This window comes from Streptomyces sp. NPDC048436 (assembly GCF_043200355.1).
Classification (GTDB): Bacteria; Actinomycetota; Actinomycetes; order Streptomycetales; family Streptomycetaceae; genus Streptomyces.
On the sequence record NZ_JBICXP010000008.1, the window covers coordinates 277,150 to 297,404 of the forward strand.

Consider the following 20,255-nt stretch of genomic DNA (forward strand, 5'->3'; position numbering starts at 1 on the left):
CGCCGGAATCCTTCACCAGGATGCTCTCTACGCAGGATTCGGCACACCTCATGGACACGCAGCCGGCGCACACCCTGGACGAGCTGGACCTGGCGATCGTGCACGCCCTCCAGATCCAGCCCCGGGTGCCCTGGGTCCGCATCGGCGAGGTCCTGGAGGTCGACGCGGTCACGGTGGCCCGCCGCTGGGACCGTATGGTGCGCGCGGGCATGGCCTGGGTCGACGGCTATCTGTCGCCTGGCCACGACAACGAGGGCGTCTACGCCCAGGTCGAGATCGACATGGACGGGAGGCTGCGCGAGGACACCATCGGGCAGCTCGCCCGTGATCCCCATGTGCTGAGCCTCAAGCAGACCTCCGGCGGGCGTGATCTGCTCGCGATCGTCGCCGCCGTGGACCTCGACGGCCTCGCCCAGCTCTCCGGCGACCGCGTTTCGCTGTTGCCCGGAGTACGCGCCGTACGCAGCCACGTCATCACCGCGGCGCCCTTCGAGGGGGCGTCGTGGCGGCTTCGCAGCCTCACCCGGCGGCAGCGGAGCGCGCTCGCAGTGGAGCGGCCGGCGGTGCCCGACGAACCGCTGCGGCCTCTCGACCGCCGGATCGCCCTCGCGCTCGGCACCGACGGCCGGATGCCTCTGACGGAGTTGGCCGGGACCGTCGGCGCCTCCGCCGCGACCGTCCGGCGCCGACTGCGTGTCCTGACCGGCACCGGGCGGCTCTCGCTGCGCTGCGCGCTGGCCAGGCCGCTGACCGGCTTCCCGGTCTCGGTCGTCTACTTCGGTTCGGTGCCGGCCCAGCATCTCGACGAGACGGTGAACGCGCTGCGTACCCTGCCCGGCCTGCGCATGTGCAGCATCACGGCGGGCTCGCACAATCTGGTGCTCGACATCTGGCTCCCTTCCCTGTCCGAGGTCCACACCACCGAGGCACTCCTCAACAGCCGCCTCGCGCACCTGGATCTGCGGATCACGGAGCGCGCCCTGGTGCTGCGCACGGTCAAGCATGTGGGGCGGATCCTTGACCGCAGAGGGCGCAGCGTGGGTTCGGCGCCTCTCAACTACTGGGACGCGTAGGGGCGTTGGGCGCCGCCTGGCGTTTCGGTTCGGCCCCCGTCAGGGGCTGGGACGTACCGCCCGGAAATTCCCGCGCCCACCTCCACCCGATTCACTACACTCGCCGAAGTTCCGCCCCGCAGGGGCAACGACCGTCTCAGCGGCGGCCCGGGGACAAACACCGTGACGACGAAGGGAGTACGGCCGTGCGACACCGCAGCACTGTCGTCGTCCCTCCGTCACGGTACGAGGTGATCCTGGTGTCTTCCTGCCCCGGGCACCGGCTGCGCGGCCGGCCCCGGACTTCCTGACGCCCAACCGACCGTTTCCCGCCTGGAGTTGATCCGGGCGCGTCCGTCCACCGCTGCGGCCTACCGCACCCGGACCGGACCATGGCGGTCGGCTCCTGTCGTCGGGCATCGCGCCGACCCGTTCCGCATCACCCGGAAAGGCCGAGGCCGTGCGTACGCACCTGCACCGTCATCCCACCACCACACTGACCGCCGTCCGCAACCTGGGCATCCTCGCCCATGTCGACGCCGGCAAGACCACCGTCACCGAACGGATCCTGTACCTCACCGGCTCCACCCACAAACGGGGCGAGGTCCACGACGGCACGACCGTCACCGACTTCGACGCCCAGGAACGCGACCGCGGCATCACCATTTTCGCCGCGGCGGTCAGCTGCACCTGGGCCGGGCACCGGATCAACCTGATCGACACCCCGGGCCACGTCGACTTCTCCGACGAGGTCGAACGTTCCCTGCGGGTGCTCGACGGGGCGATCGCCGTGTTCGACGCGGTCGCCGGGGTCGAGCCGCAGAGCGAGTCTGTGTGGCGGCAGGCCGACCGGCACGGCGTACCGCGGATCGCCTTCGTCAACAAGCTGGACCGGGCGGGCGCCGACCTCGACGCGGCGGTCGCGTCGATCCGCGACCGGCTGCGCGTCGTTCCGCTGGTCGTCCAGCTGCCGGTCGGTCAGGAGGACGGTTTCACGGGAGTGGTGGACTTGCTCCGCATGCGGGCGCTGACCTGGACCGGCGACGGTGAGGTCGCCGATGAGGGTCCGGTGCCTGCGGCACTTCACGAGGAGGCGCGGCGGCGGCGTCGGCTGCTCGAGGAGACCGTGGCGGAGCTGCATTCGGCCGCCTTCGAGGAGTTCTGCGCGCGTGCGGCGTTGTCGACGGGGACCTTGTCCGCGGCGCTGCGCGACCTGACCCGTACGGGCGAGGGCGTCGTGGTGCTGTGCGGTGCGGCCTACCGCAACCGCGGCATCGAACCGCTGCTGGAGGCCGTGGTGGCGTATCTGCCCTCGCCGCTGGACGTACCCGCGGTGCGCGGCACGCTGGACGGCGCGGAACAGGAGCGGCCTGCCGACCCGCAAGCGCCGTTCGCGGCGCTGGCGTTCAAGGTCACTTCGACCGCCACGGGACGCCTGACCTATCTGCGGTTGTACTCCGGCACGCTCAGGAAGGGGGACATGGTGTGGGACGCGGGCGCGCGGCGTACCGAACGCGTCGGGCGGATCCTGCGGGTGCAGGCCGACCGGCAGACCGACATGGACCTGGCCCTGGCCGGGGACATCGTCGCGGTGATCGGCCCGAAGTCCGCGCGCGCCGGGGCCACCCTGTGCGCGCCCTCGGCTCCCCTGGTGCTGGAACCGCCCACGGTGGCGGTCCCGGTGGTCTCGGTGGCGGTCGAGGCGCGCAGGAACACCGACACCGGCCGCTTGGTTTCGGCGCTGACCCGGCTGGTCGAGGAGGACCCGTCGCTGTCGGTCAGGACCGACGCCGAGACCGGCCAGACCTTGGTGTCCGGCCTGGGCGAACTGCATCTGGAGGTGGCCATGGAGAAGATCCGCCTCGCCACCGGTGTCGCGGTCGACGTCGGCCCTCCGCAGGTCGCGTACCGGGAGACGGTCCTGCGGGGCGTGACCGGGTTCGTGTACCGGCACGTCAAACAGGACGGTGGCGCGGGCCAGTTCGCCCATGTCGTCATCGATGTGGAGACGGTCGGAGCGGATGAGGCGCAGGCCGGCCGTGACGAGAGGGGTGGCATGGTGGACGGTGCGGTGGACTTCGTCTTTGCTTCGTCCGTCGTGGGTGGCCGGGTGCCTCGGGAGTACGTCCGGGCGGTCGAGGCCGGCTGCCGGGACGCCCTGTCCGAGGGCCCGCTCGCCGGTCATCCGGTGACCGGCCTGCGGGTCACGCTCACCGATGGGGCGACGCATCCCAAGGACTCGTCGGAGATGGCGTTCCGTGCCGCCGGCCGGTTCGCGCTGCGCGATGCCCTGCGCGCCTGCACGATGGCGCTGCTCGAACCGGTGGCCGAGGTCACGGCCAGCGTGCCGGACGACGCCGTGGGCGGGGTGCTCGGCGATCTGGCCGCCCGCCGTGGCCGGGTGTCCGGCTCGACCGCACGGGCCGGTACCGCGGTGATCACCGCGACGGTGCCGCTGGCCGAACTGTTCGGCTACGCGACCCGGTTGCGCAGCAGGACACGGGGCCGGGGCTCCTTCACGACCCGGCCCACCGGTTACGCGGCGGCGCCATCGGCCGCCGCGCCCCGGTAGCGTCCGCCGCCGTCTCCCTCTCCCGCCCGCCTGCCGGGGGAGGGAGACGGCGGGCCTCCTCCACGGCCCGGTGCTCGGTACCTACTGCCCGGCCTACGACGCCTTCCTCGGCCTGCGCGGGGGCTTTCCGCGCCCCCGTGGTCGCGGGCAGTTACTGACGCGCAAGCCCGTGCCGTTCGGCCCAGGCGTTGATCGCCGCGGCCAGCTCTTCGGGGCGGTCCTCCGGGGAGTGATGGCCGGCGGGGCCGTGGCGGGAGATCTCCAGGCCCGCTATGTGCTCCTCGCACCAGGCCACGGTTGCCTGGTCGGTCATCGCTCCCGGGCCTGGTTCGAAGGCGGCGAGCAGTTTGGGGACTTCGGGGCTCGCGGCCAGCCATGCGTCGTAGTGCTCGATACGGGACACGACATCGGCGGGTTCGCCGTCCAGCGGCATCATGCGCGTCCATGCCAGGACCGGGCGGCGGCTGTACGGGGTCGGGAAGGGGCGGCGGTAGACCGCGAGGTCGGCCGGGTCGAGCGGGGTGGCGAGCGTGTCCGGGAGTCCCTCGATGAACAGCGACTTCTCCAGGATCATCTCCTCCCCCACTCCGGGGGTGCGCAGGAAAGCGAACAACTCCCGCCCCGCCGCAGGGAATTCGTCTCCGACCAGCGGTTTGACGATGGTCTCGGTGAAGGCGAGGCCGCGCACACGGCCCGGCAGGCGGGCCGCGCGGTCGAAGGCGAGCGCGCCGCCCCAGTCGTGGCCGACGAGAACGGCCTCGGCAAGGCCGAGGGCGTCGAACCAGGCGTCGAGGTAGCGGGCATGGTCGTCGAAGGAGTAGGCGATGTCGGGCTTGCCGGAGTCGCCCATGCCGATGAGATCCGGCGCCAGAAGGCGGCGGCCGGGCGCGGCTATCCGCGGCAGGACGTTGCGCCACAGGTGGGAGGAGGTGGGATTGCCGTGCAGGAAGACGAACGGCAGCCCGTCGGGGTCACCGGACTCGCGGTAGTGAAGGGTCGAGTCAAGGACGGAGAGAGTGGGCATCGCGGGGTCACTTCGCTTTCGGGGTAGGGCGGCGGGGGCTGCGGTGCAGGGCGAGGATCTGGGGCCGCGACTCAGGGCCGGGTGTCAGACGTTGAGGCTCAAGGCGCGTTCGACGGTGATCTCCATGACAATCAGATCCGGCGGGGCGGGCGGAGCCACTCGGTAGCGGGCGGTGTAACGGCGGACCGCCTCGGCCACGCGCGTGGGTTCGTCCGTGGTGACCGCCCGGCCTTCGAGAGTGACCCAGCGGAAACCGTCCACCTGGCAGAGGGCGGCACGGGCCGCCGTCCTACCCGCCGTCACGTTCAGGGCCTTGCGGGCTCCCGCCCGAGTCGTCACCCGGGCCAGACCGGTCGCCGCGTCGAAGGTGAAGCGGACGGGGGTGACGTGCAGCGTGCTGTCAGGGCGGAGGGTGGACAACGTGGCCGTGTGGGGGCCTTCGAGGAACGCCCGTGCACTTGCCGGGAGTTCGCCGGCCGCCCGGCTGACCCGGCTATCCCGGCTGACCCCGCTCACTTCTTCTTCACGCCCTCGTTCCAGATCAGCTTGGCGATGTTCGGCCTCACTGCCGTGGTGATGACGCCCATCGCCGTACGGACGTACAACTGCTCCTCCAACTCACGCAGCATGCTCGCCGCGAGGTCGGCCCGGGCGGTGAAGACGCCGTCCACGCTGGTCTCGGCCGTGCGGTAGTCCGTGACGGCGGGGTGCTCGAACAGGCCCGACGGCCTGACAAGGGTCCAGTCGAGGTCCGTCTCCCGGATCACGGCCTCCATACGGCGCATGTCCTCGTGCAGGGTGCGGCCCATGCGCCGGTTCACCAGCGGGTCGAGCACGTGGTTGAAGAAGTGCGCGCCGGTGGGGCGCCAGTTCGGGTCGGCGATGCTGGAGCTGACGGTGAGCAGCCGCTTGACGCCGTGGTCTGCCATGGCCTTGGTAATGGCCCTTGCGCTCGCCGAGTACGTGGTGATGGTGTCCTTGCTGAAGCGCGTGCCCAGTGCGGAGAGGACGGCGTCCGTCCCGGCGATCGCGGCGTCGACAGCCGCCGGGTCGGTGGCGTCGGCGACGGCCACGTCAAGGCCTGGCCGCGCGGTCAGGGAGCCGGGGCGACGTGTCACGGCGACCACCTGGTGGCCGGCGGCGAGAGCCTGGTCGGTGAGGTGGCCGCCGGTAGGGCCGTTGGCGCCGAAGATCGCTATACGCATGGTGTCGGGTCATCCCTTCGAGTGGTTGGCGGAACGCCCTTGACTGTGCCGATCACCGAACGCAGGCTCAACGCTGATGAATAACGCCGCCCCTGCCCCAGCCCGCACCCGTGGCCGTCCTCGCGGCAACCCGCCGACCCGCGAGTCGATCGTGACGGCCGCCCACGCGTTGTTCCTGGAGCGCGGCTACCGGCGTACCACTCTGCGCGCGGTGGCCGGGGCCGCCGGGGTCGACGCGGCGCTGATCGCGTACCACTTCGGCTCGAAGAAGGGGCTGTTCGCGGAGGTGATGCAGTTCCAGTGCGCCAACGCGCTCACGGTCGACCGCGTTCTCGGGGGCGACCCGGCCACTCTCCCCGAGCGCCTGATCGACGCGGTGACGGACCTGTGGGAGGACACCGACTTCCTCCAGCTCACCGCCCAGGGTGACGAGGCCGCCGAAGTGATCCGCGAGTACCTGGAACGCGAGCTCCTTGCCCGGCTTGTTGAATTTCTCGGCGGCCGGAGCGCGACCGCCCGTGCCACCGCCGTGGTGACGATCCTCGGCGGCCTGATCTACACCCGCTACCTCAACCCACTCCCCACCCCCGCCGCCCTCACCCCGGCCGAGACCCGCCGCGTCCTCTCCCCCGCGCTGCGCGCCGCCCTCACCCAGGTGGCAGGCAGACAAATTGCCGGTCGCTCCTCATCAGCCTAATTTTGCGGCGACACAGCTTTCTCTCGGCAGGCAAGAGGAGAAAAGCTTCATGGTGAGAGGCCTTCCGCGCGGAAAGCCCCGACGGCCTCGTCGGCCGGAGACGGAATCGACGCGCACTTCACGTACGGCGACCGACCGTATGGCGCGGACGCTGCTGCGTCGTCGGAAGAAAGCGCTCAGCGCCGGCGACGTAATGGTCTCGGATCGCCCGAAGGTGCGGCGCGCGGTGACCGCCGCCGCGCTGGGCAACACCATGGAATGGTTCGACTTCGGCGTCTACGCCTATTTGGCGGGCACGATCGGAAAAGTCTTCTTCCCTTCCAGTTCACCCGGGGCCCAGGTCGTCGCCACCTTCGCCACGTTCGCCGCGGCCTTCCTCGTACGGCCCTTGGGCGGTCTCGTGTTCGGGCCGCTGGGTGACCGCATCGGCCGGCAGAAGGTGCTTGCCGCGACCATGATCATGATGGCTGCGAGCACGTTCGCGGTCGGCCTGCTGCCCACGTACGCCTCGATCGGTTTCGCCGCCCCGCTGCTGCTGCTCGTATGCCGACTGGTCCAGGGTTTCTCCACGGGCGGCGAGTACGCCGGTGCCACCACCTACATCGCCGAGTACGCCCCTGATCAGCGGCGCGGCTTCCTTGGCAGCTGGCTCGACTTCGGCACGTTCGTCGGCTATTCCCTGGGTTCGGGCCTGGTTACGGTGCTCACGCTGACCCTTGGGGCGGACGGCCTGGAAAGCTGGGGCTGGCGCATCCCCTTCTTCATCGCGGGGCCGCTGGGGCTCATCGGCCTGTACATGCGGCTGAAGCTGGAGGAGACGCCCGCCTTCCAGCAGGAAGCGGCAACGGCCGCGGCCGAGCGGGAGTCGGCCCCCGAGCGCGGCGAGGACGATCCCGTCGAGCAGGCCCGCCAGTCCGGCAAGGGGCGCCTCAGGGAGATCTTCTCCCGCCACTGGCAGGCCGTACTGATCTGCATGGGCCTGGTGCTGCTCTACAACGTCACGAACTACATGGTGACGTCGTATCTGCCGACGTTCATGACGGTGACCTTGGGCGAGAGCGATACCACCGCCCAGTTGCTGGTACTCGGCACCATGCTGCTGGTCGCGCTCGCCATCACCACGGTGGGCCGCAGTTCCGACCGGTGGGGCAGACGCCCGATGTTCATGAGCGGCAGCATCGCCCTGATCGCGCTCGCCATTCCGGCGTTCCTGCTGATCCGGGAGGGCGGCATCCTCCTGCCCGCGTTCGGCTGCGCCATCCTCGGTCTGCTCCTGGTCTGCTTCGCCGGCACGGCAGCGGCGACACTTCCGGCCCTGTTCCCCACGCGGTTGCGGTACGGCGCTCTGTCGATCGCCTACAACGTCTCCGTCTCCCTCTTCGGCGGCACGACCCCGCTGCTCGCCTCGTTCCTGGTCGACAAGACCGGCAACACTCTCGTGCCCGCTTTCTATTTGATGGCGGCCGGAGTGATCGGCCTGGTGTCGACGTTCTTCCTGCACGAGACAGCCGGCCGGCCGCTGCGTGGCTCGGGCCCCATGGTCGAGACGCACGACGAGGCCCGCGAGATGGTGGCGCGCAGCCGCACAGAGGCGGGACGCCACGCACGCGACCTGTGGCTGCGGTTGTGGCATCCGCGCGGCGGCGGGCGCGGGCGCGGCCACCGGGACGATTCCACGGGACCCGATGGGCGCGGGGAATGATGCAGCCCTGAACAGCCCTGATCTGTAGGGCGGCTCCGCCCGGCTCGTGGGCTGAACCAGGGGAGCCTCGCCGGGCCGGCCCCCATGGGATGCGTCGCCGACCTGCCGTGAGGCGACGGGTCCCCAGCTCAGCAGGGTTTACCCGCCCGCGCACGGAGATCACCTGGCGGGCTCCGCAGCGTGAACTCTCAACTATGTGGCCCGACGGGTGAGCGGTCCGAGGATGATGCGGAGGAAGAACAGGCTGGCGATTCCGATCGTTTTCGGCGCCGTCGCTCTGCGCCAGAGCGGGTTCAAGGGCGGAGGGGGGATGGCGAAGGCGGGCCTCATCCTGGGCATCGTCGACGTGATCCTGTTTATCGTGGTGATCGCTGTCGCCGCCTCCGGCGGATTCAGCTGGTACATCGGCGGTTGACCGGGATCCGTGGACGGATCAGCCCGGCTCACCACTCGGCGCGGCGGGTCATTCGCGCCCCGCGTGTACGCGGGAGGGGCGAGTATGGAGAATCAGGGTCCATCGCCCCGCCGAACGGAGCCGCCATGGAGTACCCGGATCTCACCGCGCTGCCCACGGAACTGCAGGAGGCCGTCACCGCTCACGGCTCGCTCAACGTCTTCCGGATGTTGATGCACTCACCGGTCCTGGCACCGAGCGTGCTGGCGCTGGGCGACAGGATCCTGCGCCAGAACTCGTTGCCGGACACCCTGCGCGAACTCGCCATCGTCCGGGTCGGTCATGTCTACGGTGCGGCGTACGAGGTCCATCACCACGAGAACATCGCCCGTCTTGTCGGACTCAGCGACGAAGCGCTCGCCGCCGCCGCGACGGGTTCCGTCCGCGGCCTGCCCGCGCCCGAAGCCGCCGTTCTTGCCGCCACGGACCGGCTCCTCACCCAGCACACGCTCGACAACGCCGCCCGTGAAGAGGCGCTGGACGTCCTGACGGTCAACCAGCTCACCGACCTCGTCGTCACTGTCGGCTTCTACCAACTCGTCTGCAACTTCCTCAACACCTTCGAAGTGACGACCGAAGGCGAGACCCCGCCCTACCGCGAGGACCTCACCGCCCGGAACAGCGAGGACGGATAAAGCTCCCGGTCGGACCCGGCCGCTTGCGAGCTACTCTTTCCGTCTGACTCAGCTCTGGGGGATTCATGCGCGTTCGTTCTGTCGCGGCCACGGCCGCCCTGCTTCTCGTGGCTCTTACCGCGTGCGGCGGCAGCGATGGCAGTGATAGCGGCGCCAAGGCCGATACGAAGTCGTCGGGCGGTTCGGATCCGTCCGACGACGCGAAAGCCCCTTCTTCGAAGAAGGCCGACTGTATGGACGAGGACATCAGTCAGGCCGACTGGATGAAGTACTGCTCCGAGGAGGGCGGCGGGACGGGCGGCGACGGAACCGACGGCGGGACGACCGGTCTGCGGTTCGGCAAGTCCTATACGTGGCCGGACGGCCTGAAGGTTTCCGTCGTCGAGGCGAAGGTGTTCTCGGACTACGACGCCGAACTCATGGAGTCCGCCGAGCCCGGCAACACCGACTTCCGCGTGAAGTTGAAGGTGACGAACACCGGCAAGACCGCTGCCGCCCTCGACGACCTGTCCCTCATCGTCGAAGGCGCCACCAACGGCGGTGAGGCCACGTCGACTTCGTTCGAGAACGGTGGCGAGCCGCTTGCGGGGCGCCTGGCTCCGGGGATATCGGCGACGAAGACCGACGACAGCGTGCTGGAGACGAAGTACGGGAAGAAGATCGTCGTCACGGTCCAGCGCAACAGCGACGACTTGAACGTGGACTTCCCGGAGTTCGCCGGATCCATCACCGAGTGAGGGCCGGGGGATCACATGACCGTCAGGCCAAGGCGCTGCTCTTGGCCTCGGTCTTGGTCGCCGTATTCTGAAGGATCTCGGCGATGTTCTCCTCGCGCCAGCGGCGCAGCAGTTCGTGGAAGGCGACGGCACCGTGCGGGTAGGCGGTGGGACCGTTCGGGCGCCCGCGGCCCTCGCGGTTGTAGTAGCCGGGTGTGCACTCGGCGTGGAACCACTCATGGTCGGGGGCGCCCTGCCTGCAGACATCGATCCAGGCGTCCTCGGCCTCGGGAGTGGGCTCCACGACGGCTCCCTTCTCCTCCGCCGCGGCGACAAGGGCGGCGGCGTGTACCGCCTGCTCGTCCAGGATGTGCGTGAAGTTCACGCTGCTGGCGTTCTGCAGCGAGCCCATCTGGATCAGGTTCGGGAACCCGTTGCTGGTGAAGCCGTGCAGGGAGCGCGGGCCCTGCCGCACCCGCGCGTGCAGGAGCTGAACGCCGCCGCGTCCGGTCACGGGCAGTTTCCCTGAGGTGATGCCGGAGACGCCCACGGAGAACCCGGTGGCGAACACCAGGCAGTCGACCTCGTACTCGACTCCGCCGACGACGACGCCGCGCTCGGTCATGCGCTCGATGCCATGAGTGTCGGCGGTGTCCACGAGGGTGACGTTGTCCCGGTTGAACGCGGGCAGGTACTTGTCGGAGAACGTGGGGCGCTTGCACGCGTACCGGTACCAGGGCTGGAGGGCCGCCACCGTGGCGGGGTCGGTGACCTCGGCGGCCACGCGTTCGCGGACCTGGTTCATCGTGGCGTGGTCGGCGGCCTCGTAGGCGGCCTCGAAATCCGGCTCGCCGTCGCGGCGGAAGCTGGGCAGGAGCTTCTCGAGCAGGCCGGCCGACTCCGTCCAGCGGTCGGCGACCAAGTCCTGTTCCGCCCCTTCCCCGGAGGCGATCCGCAGGAAGTTATCCCTGCGCTCGGCGGCCCATCCCGGCCGGTCCGCGCCGACCTCCTGCGGGGTCATGCGCCGCTGGCCGCGCACGTCCACGGAGGAGGGGGTGCGCTGGAAGACGTACAAGTGCCCGGCGTCCTCGGCCAGCATCGGGATGACCTGCACACCGGTGGCGCCGGTGCCGACGACGCCGACCCTCTTGCCTGCCAGGCCCGTCATGCCGCCCTCGGGGCCGCCGCCCGTATATCCGTAGTCCCAGCGGGAGGTGTGGAAGGTGTGTCCCCGGTAGCCCTCGATGCCGGGAATGCCGGGCAGCTTGGGCTCCGTGAGCGTGCCGGTGGCGGTGATGACGTACGTGGCGTGGAAAGTGTCGCCGCGGTCGTTGGCGACCGCCCACTGCTGGGCGGCCTCGTCCCAGGTCAAGGAGGTGACGGCAGTGGAAAAGAGGGCATCGTCGTACAGGTCGAACTGCTCGGCGACGCGCACCGCGTGACGGCGGATCTCCTCGCCCGGGGCGTACTTCCACTCGGGCACGTGGCCCGTCTCGTCCAGCAGCGGCAGGTACACGTGTGACTCGATGTCGCAGTGGATGCCCGGGTAGCGGTTCCAGTACCAAGTTCCCCCGAAATCGCCGCCCTTGTCGATGATGCGCACCCGTGCCACGCCCTGTCGGCGCAGGCGTGCACCTGCCAGGATCCCGCCGAACCCGCCACCGACGACCGCGACGTCCACCACGTCGTGCAGCGGCTCACGCTGCGCCACCTCGTCGACGTACGGATCGGTGGCGAAGTAGCCGAACTCCGCGGCCGTGGCCCGGTATTGGTCAGGGCCTTCGGGGCGCACGCGGCGCTCCCGCTCGGCCCGGTAGCGCTCGCGCAGGGCGGCGGCCTCCTGCGGGGTGGGCGGGGTGTCGCACTGCGGCAGGGCCATGTGGCGGCTTCCTCTCGTGGGGGGAGGTGCGCTGGTCGCCGCCGTGGGGGCGGGGGCAGCGCCCTCGCGGGGCGTCCCGCGAGGCCACAGGTACCGTAACCCATGAACCGGACAACACTGTCCGGTTGTACGGTGCGGGCCGGGCCCTGGCCCAGGTGCCCCCCGCCCCAGTTCCACGGCACGAAAGGCCCCCGATGTCGAACCTCACCCCCACCTCCCCGCTGCGCGACTGGCTGGCGGATCCCGCCGCCGGGCAGGTCCTGCGCGGCCTGTTGGCTTCCCAGGGGCAGAGCGAGCAGGCCCTCGCCCCCGCCCTCGGCCTGCCGCTCGAACAGCTCGTGAAGATGTCCGGCGGGAAGTTCCCACCGGAGCTCGTGGACGCGCTGGTCACCGCCGCCGAAACCGGCCTGGTCCCCGAGGGCCTGCCCACCGCTCCCCCGGCAGGCCCCGCATCAACTGCCCAGCCCGACTTGGGCGTTGAGATCGCCACGCCCGAGCCGTGGACCGAACACACCACGCCGGGTCGCTTCGGCGGCCAGACCGTGGTCGTCACCGGCGCCGCATCGGGCATCGGCAAGGCCGTCGCCTCGCGCGTCGTACGCGAGGGCGGTCGCGTGATCGCCGTCGACGTCTCCGCCGACGGCCTCGCGGCGCTGGCCGCCGACCTGGGCGAGTCGGTCGTACCCGTCACCGCCGACATCACCGAGCCCGCGTCCGCCGACGCCGTCCTGGCCGCCGCGGGTGGCGTGGACGCCTTGGCGAACGTCGCGGGCGTGATGGACAACGACGCCGCCGTACACGAGGTCGACGACACGATCTGGGAGCGCGTCATGCGCATCAACGTCGACGGCCCCATGCGCCTGATGCGCGCCGTCGTGCCCGGCATGCTCGCCGCGGGCGGCGGCCGGATCGTCAACATCGTCTCCGAGGCCGCCCTGCGCGGCTCGGCGGCCGGCGCCGCCTACACGACCTCCAAGCACGCGTTGGTGGGCCTGACAAAATCCTCGGCCTACCAGTACGCGGGCACCGGCGTGCAGGTCAACGCCGTCGCCCCGGGCGCCGTGGCCACCGGGATCCAGATACCCGCCGCCGCCCCGTACGGCTCGGCCCGCACCGCGAAGATGCGCGTGGCGATTCCCGGTCTGGCCATGGCCGAGGAGCTTGCCGCCTCGATCACGTTCCTGCTCAGCAAGGACGCGGTGAACATCAACGGCGCGATCCTGCCCTCCGACGGCGGCTGGTCGGCCGCCTGACAGCTGCTCGCCTCATCCCTCCCGCCGAACGCCCCGACGGGAGGGGCCCGTTGTCGCGCGCCCGGCGCCCATGGCCGGGAGACCGTCTCGTGAACGCCACGACGTCCGGTCCGCCACCGGACGACAGGAAGGAGCCCACCACTCCATGACCACGTACCGCCGTTCCCGCGCCCTGGCGGGCCTTGCCGCCGTCGCCCTCCTGGCACTGACCGGATGCGGCACCCAGACGACCACCTCCGCCACCCCGGCTTCGGACGCCGCGCTGCCCGGCGAGGGCAGAAGCATCCGCGCCACTCAGGTCGCGCACGTGACCGACGTACACGAGGCGACCGGCATGACTCTGCTGGAAGGCCCGCTTCTGTACGAGGACGGCGACTTGTACGTCGTGGACGTCACCGCACCTCCTGGCGAGCCCAAGCTCATCTCGGTCGATGTGACCACCGGCAAGCACAAGGGCGTCTTCACCGACAAGACGGGCGCCTACACCTCCGCCCAGTTCAGCCCGTACGACGGTCGCCTGTACATGACTGACTTCGCCACCGGTTCCGTCGTCAGCGTGGCGCGGGACGGCTCGGACCCGCGGACGTTCTTCTCCGGTGAGGTCGACGGCTCCAAGATGACCCCCGACGACATCGCCTTCGACGACGAGGGCAATTTGTACGTCAGTGACGCGCACGGCACCGAGCCGGACGAGACCGACGGCCGCATTGTGCGCATCGACCGCGGCGGCAAGAAGACCACCGTCCTGTCCGACGGGCTCGCCCAGCCCAACGGAGTCATGTTCGACCCCGGTCTGCGCGGCCTGTGGATCAGCGAGCTCGCCAAGGACACCATCTCCTACCTGTTGCTCGACGCCGACAAGACCGCTGTGACCTCCCGGCACGAGGCCATCCATGTCGACGGCGGCCTGGCCCAGACGGACTCGATCGCCGTGGACGCCGACGGCAACCTCTACCAGGCGCTGCACGGTCGGCCCGCCATGGCGGTCTACAGCAAGTACGGGAAACGGCTGGCCACGGTCGAGGTCCCGGCCAAGGACGCCGAGGGCCTGCGGTCGGCTACCAACGTCGCCATAACGCCGGGTGGCACCAAGGCCTACATGACCGTCAGCGGCCCCGGCGGCGGATACGTCTACAAGTTCACCGCGCCGGCCAAGGGCATCCGCCAGTCCAACGGCGGCTGACTCACACGCCGTTCACGCATCACTCATACGTCGACGACCGCCTCGCAAGGCCGCAACGGGCCCACCTCGACACCGAGCAGTTGCCAGGCCGCCAGGGCTACGCGCTCTCGTTCCGCCGGGGTGGGGCCGAAGACGGACCCGGAGACCATCGATACGGCGAGCATGATGTCGTCGGCGGACAGGCGGTGCCCTGCGGGCAGGCACCGCGACAGGACACCGCGGACGCGCCCGGACAGTGCGCGGGCCTGCTCGCCGTCGCCCCGCACACGCAACAGGTCGACGAACGCCGTCGAGCGGGTCAGGTGCCAGGTGACCACGCCGAGGACGCTCTGGAGGTTCGCGCCGGGCTCGGCGGAGGCCTGTTCGATCTGCTGGACGTTCTCGTCCAGGACGGCGGAGGCAAGTGCGAAGCGGTCGGCGAAGTGCCGGTAGAGACTGCCCTGCCCCACCCCCGCGCGGCGCGCGACGGCGGACAGCGGGGCGTTCAGCCCTTGCTCTGCGAAGACTTCTCGGGCGGCGGCGATGAGAGCGGCCCGGTTGCGGGCCGCGACCCGCCGCCCCTGGTTGACCGGGCGGCCCCCACCAACAGCGCCACCACGGCCCGCCTCCTGCGCGGCCGGCTGCGGATCCTGGGGCTCGGTCGGGTTCATCACCTGGGAAGCGTAGTACGAGCACGGAGCACACCGGCCCGGCAGCTCACCGCGCGCCACCATGCTTTCCGCAGTTCAGGCGGCCGAGCCGGGTGAGGTTTGCCGTGATGATCACCGCGCAGCGCGGAGATCCTGACGTTGCATGGAGTACATCACCTGGGGAGCGTCCCACTCCACGAAGCTGCTGATCAGGTGCATGCCTATGTCTTCAAGCAGTCGGCATGAGGGACTGTTGGCCTCCTGGGTGACCGCGATGACTGATGGATCCCGCGAGGGGACGTAGTCGAAGGCCCAGCTGACTACGGCCGTCACGGCCTCTCGGGCATACCCCTGCCCCCAGTGTTCCGGCAGGAACGAGTAGGACACCTCCCGGCGGCCGTCGAACCGGGACTCCGGATCGATCGACGCGGAGCCGAGCACTGTGCCCTGTTGCCGCGTGGCCACGGTGTACAGATTGGGTCGGCCGACGAAATGCCGCTGATAGGTGGGGAGTTGTTGCTCAGCGACCGGGCCGCCGAGGAATCGCCGGACGCCAGGATCGGTCCACAGCCGGGTGTACTCGGATACGTCGCCGGGTTCGGCGGGGCGCAGGATCAGCCTGTGTGTGCTGATCGTGTGGGGCGAGGATTCCGAGACGTGCAGCGAAGGCATGGGGCGATCATCGCACCAGGCGAGCCGACCGGGCGGAGCCCCACCACTCCGTAGAACTGCGCGTTCGGGACGAACTCCCGTGCCGTCCAGCCCGCGTTGACGGCGTACGAGGAGATGGGCGGGCCGCCCACTCCGGCTGAGGAGTTCATGAATCCGCCCAACGCCCCTGCGGCGACGACGCCTCGGCTGCCTCGGCCGCCTTTCAGCGACGGAATGATGACTCCAGCGGCGCAGTTGGCAAGGACCACACCATCCGCCGGGCCCAGGAGAAGCGCCAGCGCCGGGACGGCGACCAGCGCGAACCCCATCAACATTTGGGGGCGCACGAGCCGTCCAGCTCGGTTACTCCTCTTCCACGGAGGCGACCGGAAGCCGGTGGAGTGCTCCCAGGGCTCGGCCCAACTGCTCGCCGCTCAGCGGACTGCCGGGCAGGGGTTCGCTGTCCACGTTGCGCAGTCCGTCCAACAGGAGCGCCAGCAGCCGACGCCAGGATCCGGGAGCCGCCGCCTCCGTCGCGGGCAAGGCGCAGCCCAGGGCCGCGAGCGCGAGGAGAAGGTCCTCCACGGTCACATCGTCCCGGACAGTGCCGTCGGCGCGGCAGCGGCCCAAGAGCAGCCGGTAGGTGTCGGCGTTGTGGACGTGCAGCGCGTCGAGGCTGGGGACGCCGGTGATCGGGGTCGTCATGAGCTCGACGGCGCCGCGGTCGGCGGCCATGCCCGCGAAGACATCGGCGGCGTAACCGGTGAGGCCTGCCCACGCGTCCGATGCGCGGCGCGCCTCCTCCCCGGCCTGCATCGCGGCGGCGAGGGCGTCATGAAACACGGCCTCGATGAGCGCCGCGCGGTCGGGAAAGCGCCGGTAGAGCGTGGCGTTGCCCACGCCCGCGCGCCGGGCGATGACGTCGAGAGGAGCCTCGACGCCCTGCTCGGCGTAGACCTCCCGGGCCGCGGCAAGGACGAGTTCGCGATTACGTAGCGCGTCTTGTCTCACCGGGCCACCGTAGCGCAACCGTGGAGGTGTCCCCACTTTCTGCTACGGTGCGAAGGACCAGGAAGTGGGGAGTCATCCCCACTTCCTTCAACTCCCTTTGCCCGCTTCGATTCCTGGAGTAAGTCATGCACGCAGAGGATTCAGCTTCCCCCGCCCCCACGGGCGTTGGCGGCACAGAATCGCTGCCGCCCCTCGTTCCGGACCTCGCGCAGTTCACCGCGGACCCCCACCTCCGGTACGCGCAGCTGCGCGCGACGCACCCCGTCCAGCGGGTCATGCTGCCTCACGGCGTGCCCGCGTGGATCGTCACCGGCGGGAAGGAAGTCCGCTCCGCCCTCACTGATCCGCGGCTGCGCAACGACGTCAGGCACTCCGCCACGTGGGAGGACGACGGCGGGTTCGCCATCGGTCGCAACATGCTCCAGGTCGATCCGCCGGATCACACCCGGCTCCGCCGTCTCGTCGCCGGCACGTTCACCCACCGCAGGGTCAAAGCGCTGGGGCCGAGAGTGGAGCAGATCACCGAGGAGCTGCTCGACGCGCTCGCTCCCCTGCCCGGCGCGGACCTCGTCGGGTCATTCGCCTTCCCGCTGCCCGTGACCGTGATCTGTGAACTGCTGGGGGTACCGACGGCGGACCGAGAAGCCTTCCAGGCCTGGTCGGCGCTGATCGTCACCGCCACCGACCCGGAGGCCGCCACTGTCGCCGGTCAGGAAATGACCAGCTATCTCACCGGGCTGATCAAGGACAAGATCCTCGCGTCCACTCGTACGCCGGATTCGGGCGGACCCGGCGAATCGCAGGCGTCCCCACACCCGTCCCCGTCCGCCTCCGCCTCCGCCGGTGACGGCCATGACCTGCTGACCGCCCTCGCCCTGGCCGGAGACGGGGACGATGCCGCGCTGACCCCGGAGGAACTCCTGGGCATGGCCTTCCTGTTGCTCGTGGCAGGACATGAGACGACCGCCAATCTCATCTCCAGTGCCGTGTTCCTCCTGCTGCGCCACCCGGACCAGCTCGCGGCCCTGCGCGCCGACCCGTCACTGATCGACGGCGTCGTCGAGGAGACCCTGCGCTACGAACCACCGGCCCTGGCCGTCGCCTACCGCTACGCGGCCGAGCCACTGACCCTGGGCGGCGTCGACATACCCCAGGGGGACGCGCTCATTCTCTCCGTCGCCGCCGCCAACCGGGACCCGGCCTGCTTCACCGACCCCGACCGCTTCGACATCACCCGTGACCCCGCCGCCACGGCCTCGCACCTGGCTTTCGGCTACGGCATCCATCACTGCCTGGGCGCTCCGCTGGCCCGGATGGAGGGCGCGATCGCCTTGCGCGCCCTGCTCCAACGCTTCCCGGATCTGCGGCTCGACGGTGAGAACGGCACTCCGGCCTGGCGCCCCAGCCTGCTCCGCGGGCTCGCCACGCTTCCGGTGCGCTGGTGACCTCACCGAGCGCCGCCGGTCATGATGGCCCAGCCGCGTTCACCGATTAGCGGCCAGCACTGCCGCCAGGCCTTCTTGCAGATCCTTGACGAAATACTCGGGAACCTCCAGCGACGGGAAATGTCCCCCGATTTCGGGGGACCTCCATCGGACGATCTGTCGGTACCGCTCCTGTGCCCAGGCGCGCGGACTCTTCTCGATGTCGCGGGGATACATACTGATCGCTGACGGGACATCGACCCGAAGTTCGGGGTCGAGCGACAGGTGGCTTTCGTAGTAGATGCGGGCCGACGATGCGCCGGTCCGCGTCAGCCAGTACAGGGTGACGTCGTCAAGAACGCGGTCTCTGGAAATCGCCTCGAACGGGCTGTCCTCGGTATCTGTCCACTCGGCGAACTTGTCAAGGATCCAGGCGAGAAGCCCGACTGGTGAGTCGACGAGCGAGTAGCCGATGGTCTGCGGCCGGGTCGCCTGTTGCTTCGCGTACGCCGCACGATGGCTCCAGAAATCGTGGGTTTCCTCGGTCCATTTGCGCTCGGCCGCCGTCAGCCCGTCCGTTGTCAAACCGGGCGGTGCCTGCGCGACCGTTGTGTGGATGCCGAGAACGTGCGCCGGGAACCTGCCGCCGAGGACCGTCGTGATCACGCCTCCCCAGTCGCCGCCGTGGGCTACGAACTTGCTATAGCCGAGCCTTCCCATGAGTTCCACCCATGCGGCCGCGATCTTTTCGATTCCCCACCCGGTGGTAGCCGGCTTGTCGCTGTAGCCAAAGCCCGGCAACGACGGGACCACGACGTGGAACGCCGGAGCGTCCGCGTCTTTCGGATCTGCCAGCTCGTCTACTACGTCGATGAACTCAGCGATGCTGCCCGGCCAGCCGTGCGTCAGGATCAGAGGAGTGGCATCTGCGCGCGCGGATCGGCGGTGCAGGAAGTGGATTCCCAGACCATCGATGGTCGTGCGGAACTGGCCGATCCGGTCAAGGCGCTCTTCGAACGCCCGCCAGTTGTACCCGGTGCGCCAGTAGTTCACGACATCGACGAGGTCGGCGAGAGGAACGCCCTGCTCCCATCGGCGAGGGTCGGGCGCAGCGCGATAGACCGTCTCAGCTTCCGGTAGCCGCGCCGCGGCTAGTCGCGCGCGCAGATCGCCGAGGTCAGCGTCAGTTGCGTGGGCTTCAAATGCTTGCACGTCGCTGGTCGGACGGGACATGAAACCTCCTGGCCATCACGGAACCGGCCACGACCTTCGGTGAACCGGCTAAGGCGGTTCTAGCATGTCTCCATGCCGACGTTCAACCAGCTGACGCTGGTCTTTCATGAAGGTCGCCGGGTCGCGGCGTTCGCGGCGATACCTGTGACCAGGCTCTTTGGGTGCACGGGCGGGCACGGCGGCGGCGATCCGGGTGAGCATCAACCAGGTGGGGTCGACCGCGAACTCCCGCGACGGGAACCGGCCCAGCCCCCGAGACTTTGGCGTGCGGGCGGCCCTCGAATGGGCGACCTGGGCTAAGCTGGTTCCATGCGTAATGAGTTCCCTGAATTTCGCCTCGGCAACGTGCTGGCGACCAGCTTCACGGGGACTCTGACGGAGCGTCATGGCGACGCCGTGGAGCGCATTCCCACGCCGCAGCGACTCGTCGACTGGCTGGCAGTGAGCGGTCTGGCCGTCGACTCTTGCACCACCGCCCAGCTCGAACTCGCTCGGGAACTGAGGGAATCAATTCACGCCGCCGCGACAGCGACCGCGGTCCATGACGCTCTTCCTGCGGCTGCCATCGAAATCATCAATGACTGCAGCATTCAGGGTCGGGCCGCGGCCATCCTGACGCCCGAGAGACATCGTCAATGGCGACTTGGCTCGTCTTCCTGCGTAGAAGATGCCCTGAGCGTGATCGCCGCCGACGCGATCAGCGTCATCGCAGGCGAACGTGACGGCAAATTGGCCTTGTGCGCATCGCCAACCTGCCAAGCCGCCTTCTTCGACACCAGCCAGAGCCGCACCCGCAAATGGTGCGACATGAACACGTGCGGGAATCGTCAGAAGAAGGCGCGCTTCAATGCCAACCAGCGCAAGAACGGGACGGCCGCGCGGACGGGTGTCAACTGACCTGATCGTGCATCAGTCAGATCGAAGGGACCAGAAGC

19 protein-coding genes and 1 pseudogene are annotated in these 20,255 nt (G+C 69.7%); 11 read left to right on the top strand and 9 right to left on the bottom strand.

What is annotated here, in order from left to right:
- The first annotated feature begins 50 nt into the window (after positions 1–50).
- Entirely contained in the window at positions 51–1,073 is a 1,023-nt protein-coding gene (locus ACGFX9_RS27280; protein WP_393477258.1) for an Lrp/AsnC family transcriptional regulator, read from the top strand.
- Between the two features lie 439 nt (positions 1,074–1,512).
- Positions 1,513–3,624 (top strand): elongation factor G, encoded by a 2,112-nt coding sequence (gene fusA / locus ACGFX9_RS27285; protein WP_393477263.1) that lies wholly within the window; start codon positions 1,513–1,515, stop codon positions 3,622–3,624.
- Between the two features lie 151 nt (positions 3,625–3,775).
- Here the strand turns inward: fusA and ACGFX9_RS27290 are convergent, their stop codons facing one another.
- The 3 genes from ACGFX9_RS27290 to ACGFX9_RS27300 all read right to left on the bottom strand — a co-directional run bounded on the left by ACGFX9_RS27290 (position 3,776) and on the right by ACGFX9_RS27300 (position 5,853).
- On the bottom strand, positions 3,776–4,648 hold the full coding sequence (locus tag ACGFX9_RS27290) for a haloalkane dehalogenase (protein ID WP_393477269.1): 873 nt from the start codon (positions 4,646–4,648) through the stop codon (positions 3,776–3,778).
- A gap of 84 nt (positions 4,649–4,732) precedes the next feature.
- Positions 4,733–5,164 carry a pyridoxamine 5'-phosphate oxidase family protein gene (locus tag ACGFX9_RS27295; protein ID WP_393477274.1) on the bottom strand — a complete coding sequence of 144 codons (432 nt, stop codon included), beginning with the start codon at positions 5,162–5,164 and terminating at the stop codon, positions 4,733–4,735.
- Entirely contained in the window at positions 5,161–5,853 is a 693-nt protein-coding gene (locus ACGFX9_RS27300; protein WP_393477277.1) for an NAD(P)-dependent oxidoreductase, read from the bottom strand. Before ACGFX9_RS27300 ends, ACGFX9_RS27295 begins: the two co-directional genes overlap by 4 nt.
- A 76-nt stretch (positions 5,854–5,929) precedes the next feature.
- Between ACGFX9_RS27300 and ACGFX9_RS27305 the strand changes: the two genes are divergently transcribed.
- The 5 genes from ACGFX9_RS27305 to ACGFX9_RS27325 all read left to right on the top strand — a co-directional run bounded on the left by ACGFX9_RS27305 (position 5,930) and on the right by ACGFX9_RS27325 (position 10,078).
- Positions 5,930–6,550: a TetR family transcriptional regulator gene (locus ACGFX9_RS27305; RefSeq protein WP_393477279.1), complete on the top strand. Its 621-nt coding sequence runs from the start codon at positions 5,930–5,932 to the stop codon at positions 6,548–6,550.
- 139 nt (positions 6,551–6,689) lie between these two features.
- On the top strand, positions 6,690–8,252 hold the full coding sequence (gene proP / locus ACGFX9_RS27310) for a glycine betaine/L-proline transporter ProP (RefSeq protein WP_393477283.1): 1,563 nt from the start codon (positions 6,690–6,692) through the stop codon (positions 8,250–8,252).
- 223 nt (positions 8,253–8,475) lie between these two features.
- Positions 8,476–8,667: a hypothetical protein gene (locus ACGFX9_RS27315; protein ID WP_393477285.1), complete on the top strand. Its 192-nt coding sequence runs from the start codon at positions 8,476–8,478 to the stop codon at positions 8,665–8,667.
- A gap of 125 nt (positions 8,668–8,792) precedes the next feature.
- Positions 8,793–9,341 carry a carboxymuconolactone decarboxylase family protein gene (locus tag ACGFX9_RS27320; protein ID WP_393477288.1) on the top strand — a complete coding sequence of 183 codons (549 nt, stop codon included), beginning with the start codon at positions 8,793–8,795 and terminating at the stop codon, positions 9,339–9,341.
- A 65-nt stretch (positions 9,342–9,406) separates the two neighbouring features.
- Positions 9,407–10,078, top strand: coding sequence for a hypothetical protein (locus ACGFX9_RS27325; protein WP_393477293.1), 672 nt, complete (start codon positions 9,407–9,409; stop codon positions 10,076–10,078).
- Between the two features lie 22 nt (positions 10,079–10,100).
- On the opposite strand, the gene ACGFX9_RS27330 is transcribed toward ACGFX9_RS27325, so the two are convergent.
- Positions 10,101–11,936 (bottom strand): flavin-containing monooxygenase, encoded by a 1,836-nt coding sequence (locus ACGFX9_RS27330; protein WP_393477298.1) that lies wholly within the window; start codon positions 11,934–11,936, stop codon positions 10,101–10,103.
- Positions 11,937–12,130: 194 nt separating this feature from the next.
- Between ACGFX9_RS27330 and ACGFX9_RS27335 the strand changes: the two genes are divergently transcribed.
- Together ACGFX9_RS27335 and ACGFX9_RS27340 are read left to right on the top strand one after the other, a co-directional pair.
- The gene (locus tag ACGFX9_RS27335) at positions 12,131–13,189 is read left to right on the top strand and encodes an SDR family NAD(P)-dependent oxidoreductase (protein WP_393477302.1); all 1,059 of its coding nucleotides are present in this window, start codon (positions 12,131–12,133) and stop codon (positions 13,187–13,189) included.
- Positions 13,190–13,334: 145 nt separating this feature from the next.
- Positions 13,335–14,372, top strand: a complete 1,038-nt coding sequence (locus ACGFX9_RS27340) for an SMP-30/gluconolactonase/LRE family protein (RefSeq protein WP_393477304.1) — start codon at positions 13,335–13,337, stop codon at positions 14,370–14,372.
- A 23-nt stretch (positions 14,373–14,395) separates the two neighbouring features.
- Here ACGFX9_RS27340 and ACGFX9_RS27345 read toward each other — a convergent pair whose 3' ends face one another.
- The 4 genes and pseudogenes from ACGFX9_RS27345 to ACGFX9_RS27360 all read right to left on the bottom strand — a co-directional run bounded on the left by ACGFX9_RS27345 (position 14,396) and on the right by ACGFX9_RS27360 (position 16,663).
- Entirely contained in the window at positions 14,396–15,022 is a 627-nt protein-coding gene (locus tag ACGFX9_RS27345; protein ID WP_393477576.1) for a TetR/AcrR family transcriptional regulator, read from the bottom strand.
- A 111-nt stretch (positions 15,023–15,133) separates the two neighbouring features.
- Positions 15,134–15,673 (bottom strand): GNAT family N-acetyltransferase, encoded by a 540-nt coding sequence (locus ACGFX9_RS27350; protein ID WP_393477307.1) that lies wholly within the window; start codon positions 15,671–15,673, stop codon positions 15,134–15,136.
- 41 nt (positions 15,674–15,714) lie between these two features.
- A pseudogene (locus tag ACGFX9_RS27355) lies at positions 15,715–15,981 on the bottom strand (sulfite exporter TauE/SafE family protein); the annotation flags it as partial.
- 34 nt (positions 15,982–16,015) lie between these two features.
- Positions 16,016–16,663: a TetR/AcrR family transcriptional regulator gene (locus tag ACGFX9_RS27360; RefSeq protein WP_393477311.1), complete on the bottom strand. Its 648-nt coding sequence runs from the start codon at positions 16,661–16,663 to the stop codon at positions 16,016–16,018.
- A 125-nt stretch (positions 16,664–16,788) separates the two neighbouring features.
- Between ACGFX9_RS27360 and ACGFX9_RS27365 the strand changes: the two genes are divergently transcribed.
- Positions 16,789–18,108, top strand: a complete 1,320-nt coding sequence (locus tag ACGFX9_RS27365) for a cytochrome P450 (RefSeq protein WP_393477314.1) — start codon at positions 16,789–16,791, stop codon at positions 18,106–18,108.
- Between the two features lie 39 nt (positions 18,109–18,147).
- Here ACGFX9_RS27365 and ACGFX9_RS27370 read toward each other — a convergent pair whose 3' ends face one another.
- Complete coding sequence (locus ACGFX9_RS27370) at positions 18,148–19,320, bottom strand: epoxide hydrolase family protein (RefSeq protein ID WP_393477317.1); 1,173 nt, start codon at positions 19,318–19,320, stop codon at positions 18,148–18,150.
- A gap of 309 nt (positions 19,321–19,629) precedes the next feature.
- Here ACGFX9_RS27370 and ACGFX9_RS27375 point away from each other — a divergent pair, with 309 nt between their 5' ends.
- Complete coding sequence (locus ACGFX9_RS27375; RefSeq protein ID WP_393477320.1) at positions 19,630–20,217, top strand: CGNR zinc finger domain-containing protein; 588 nt, start codon at positions 19,630–19,632, stop codon at positions 20,215–20,217.
- Positions 20,218–20,255: the final 38 nt, after the last annotated feature.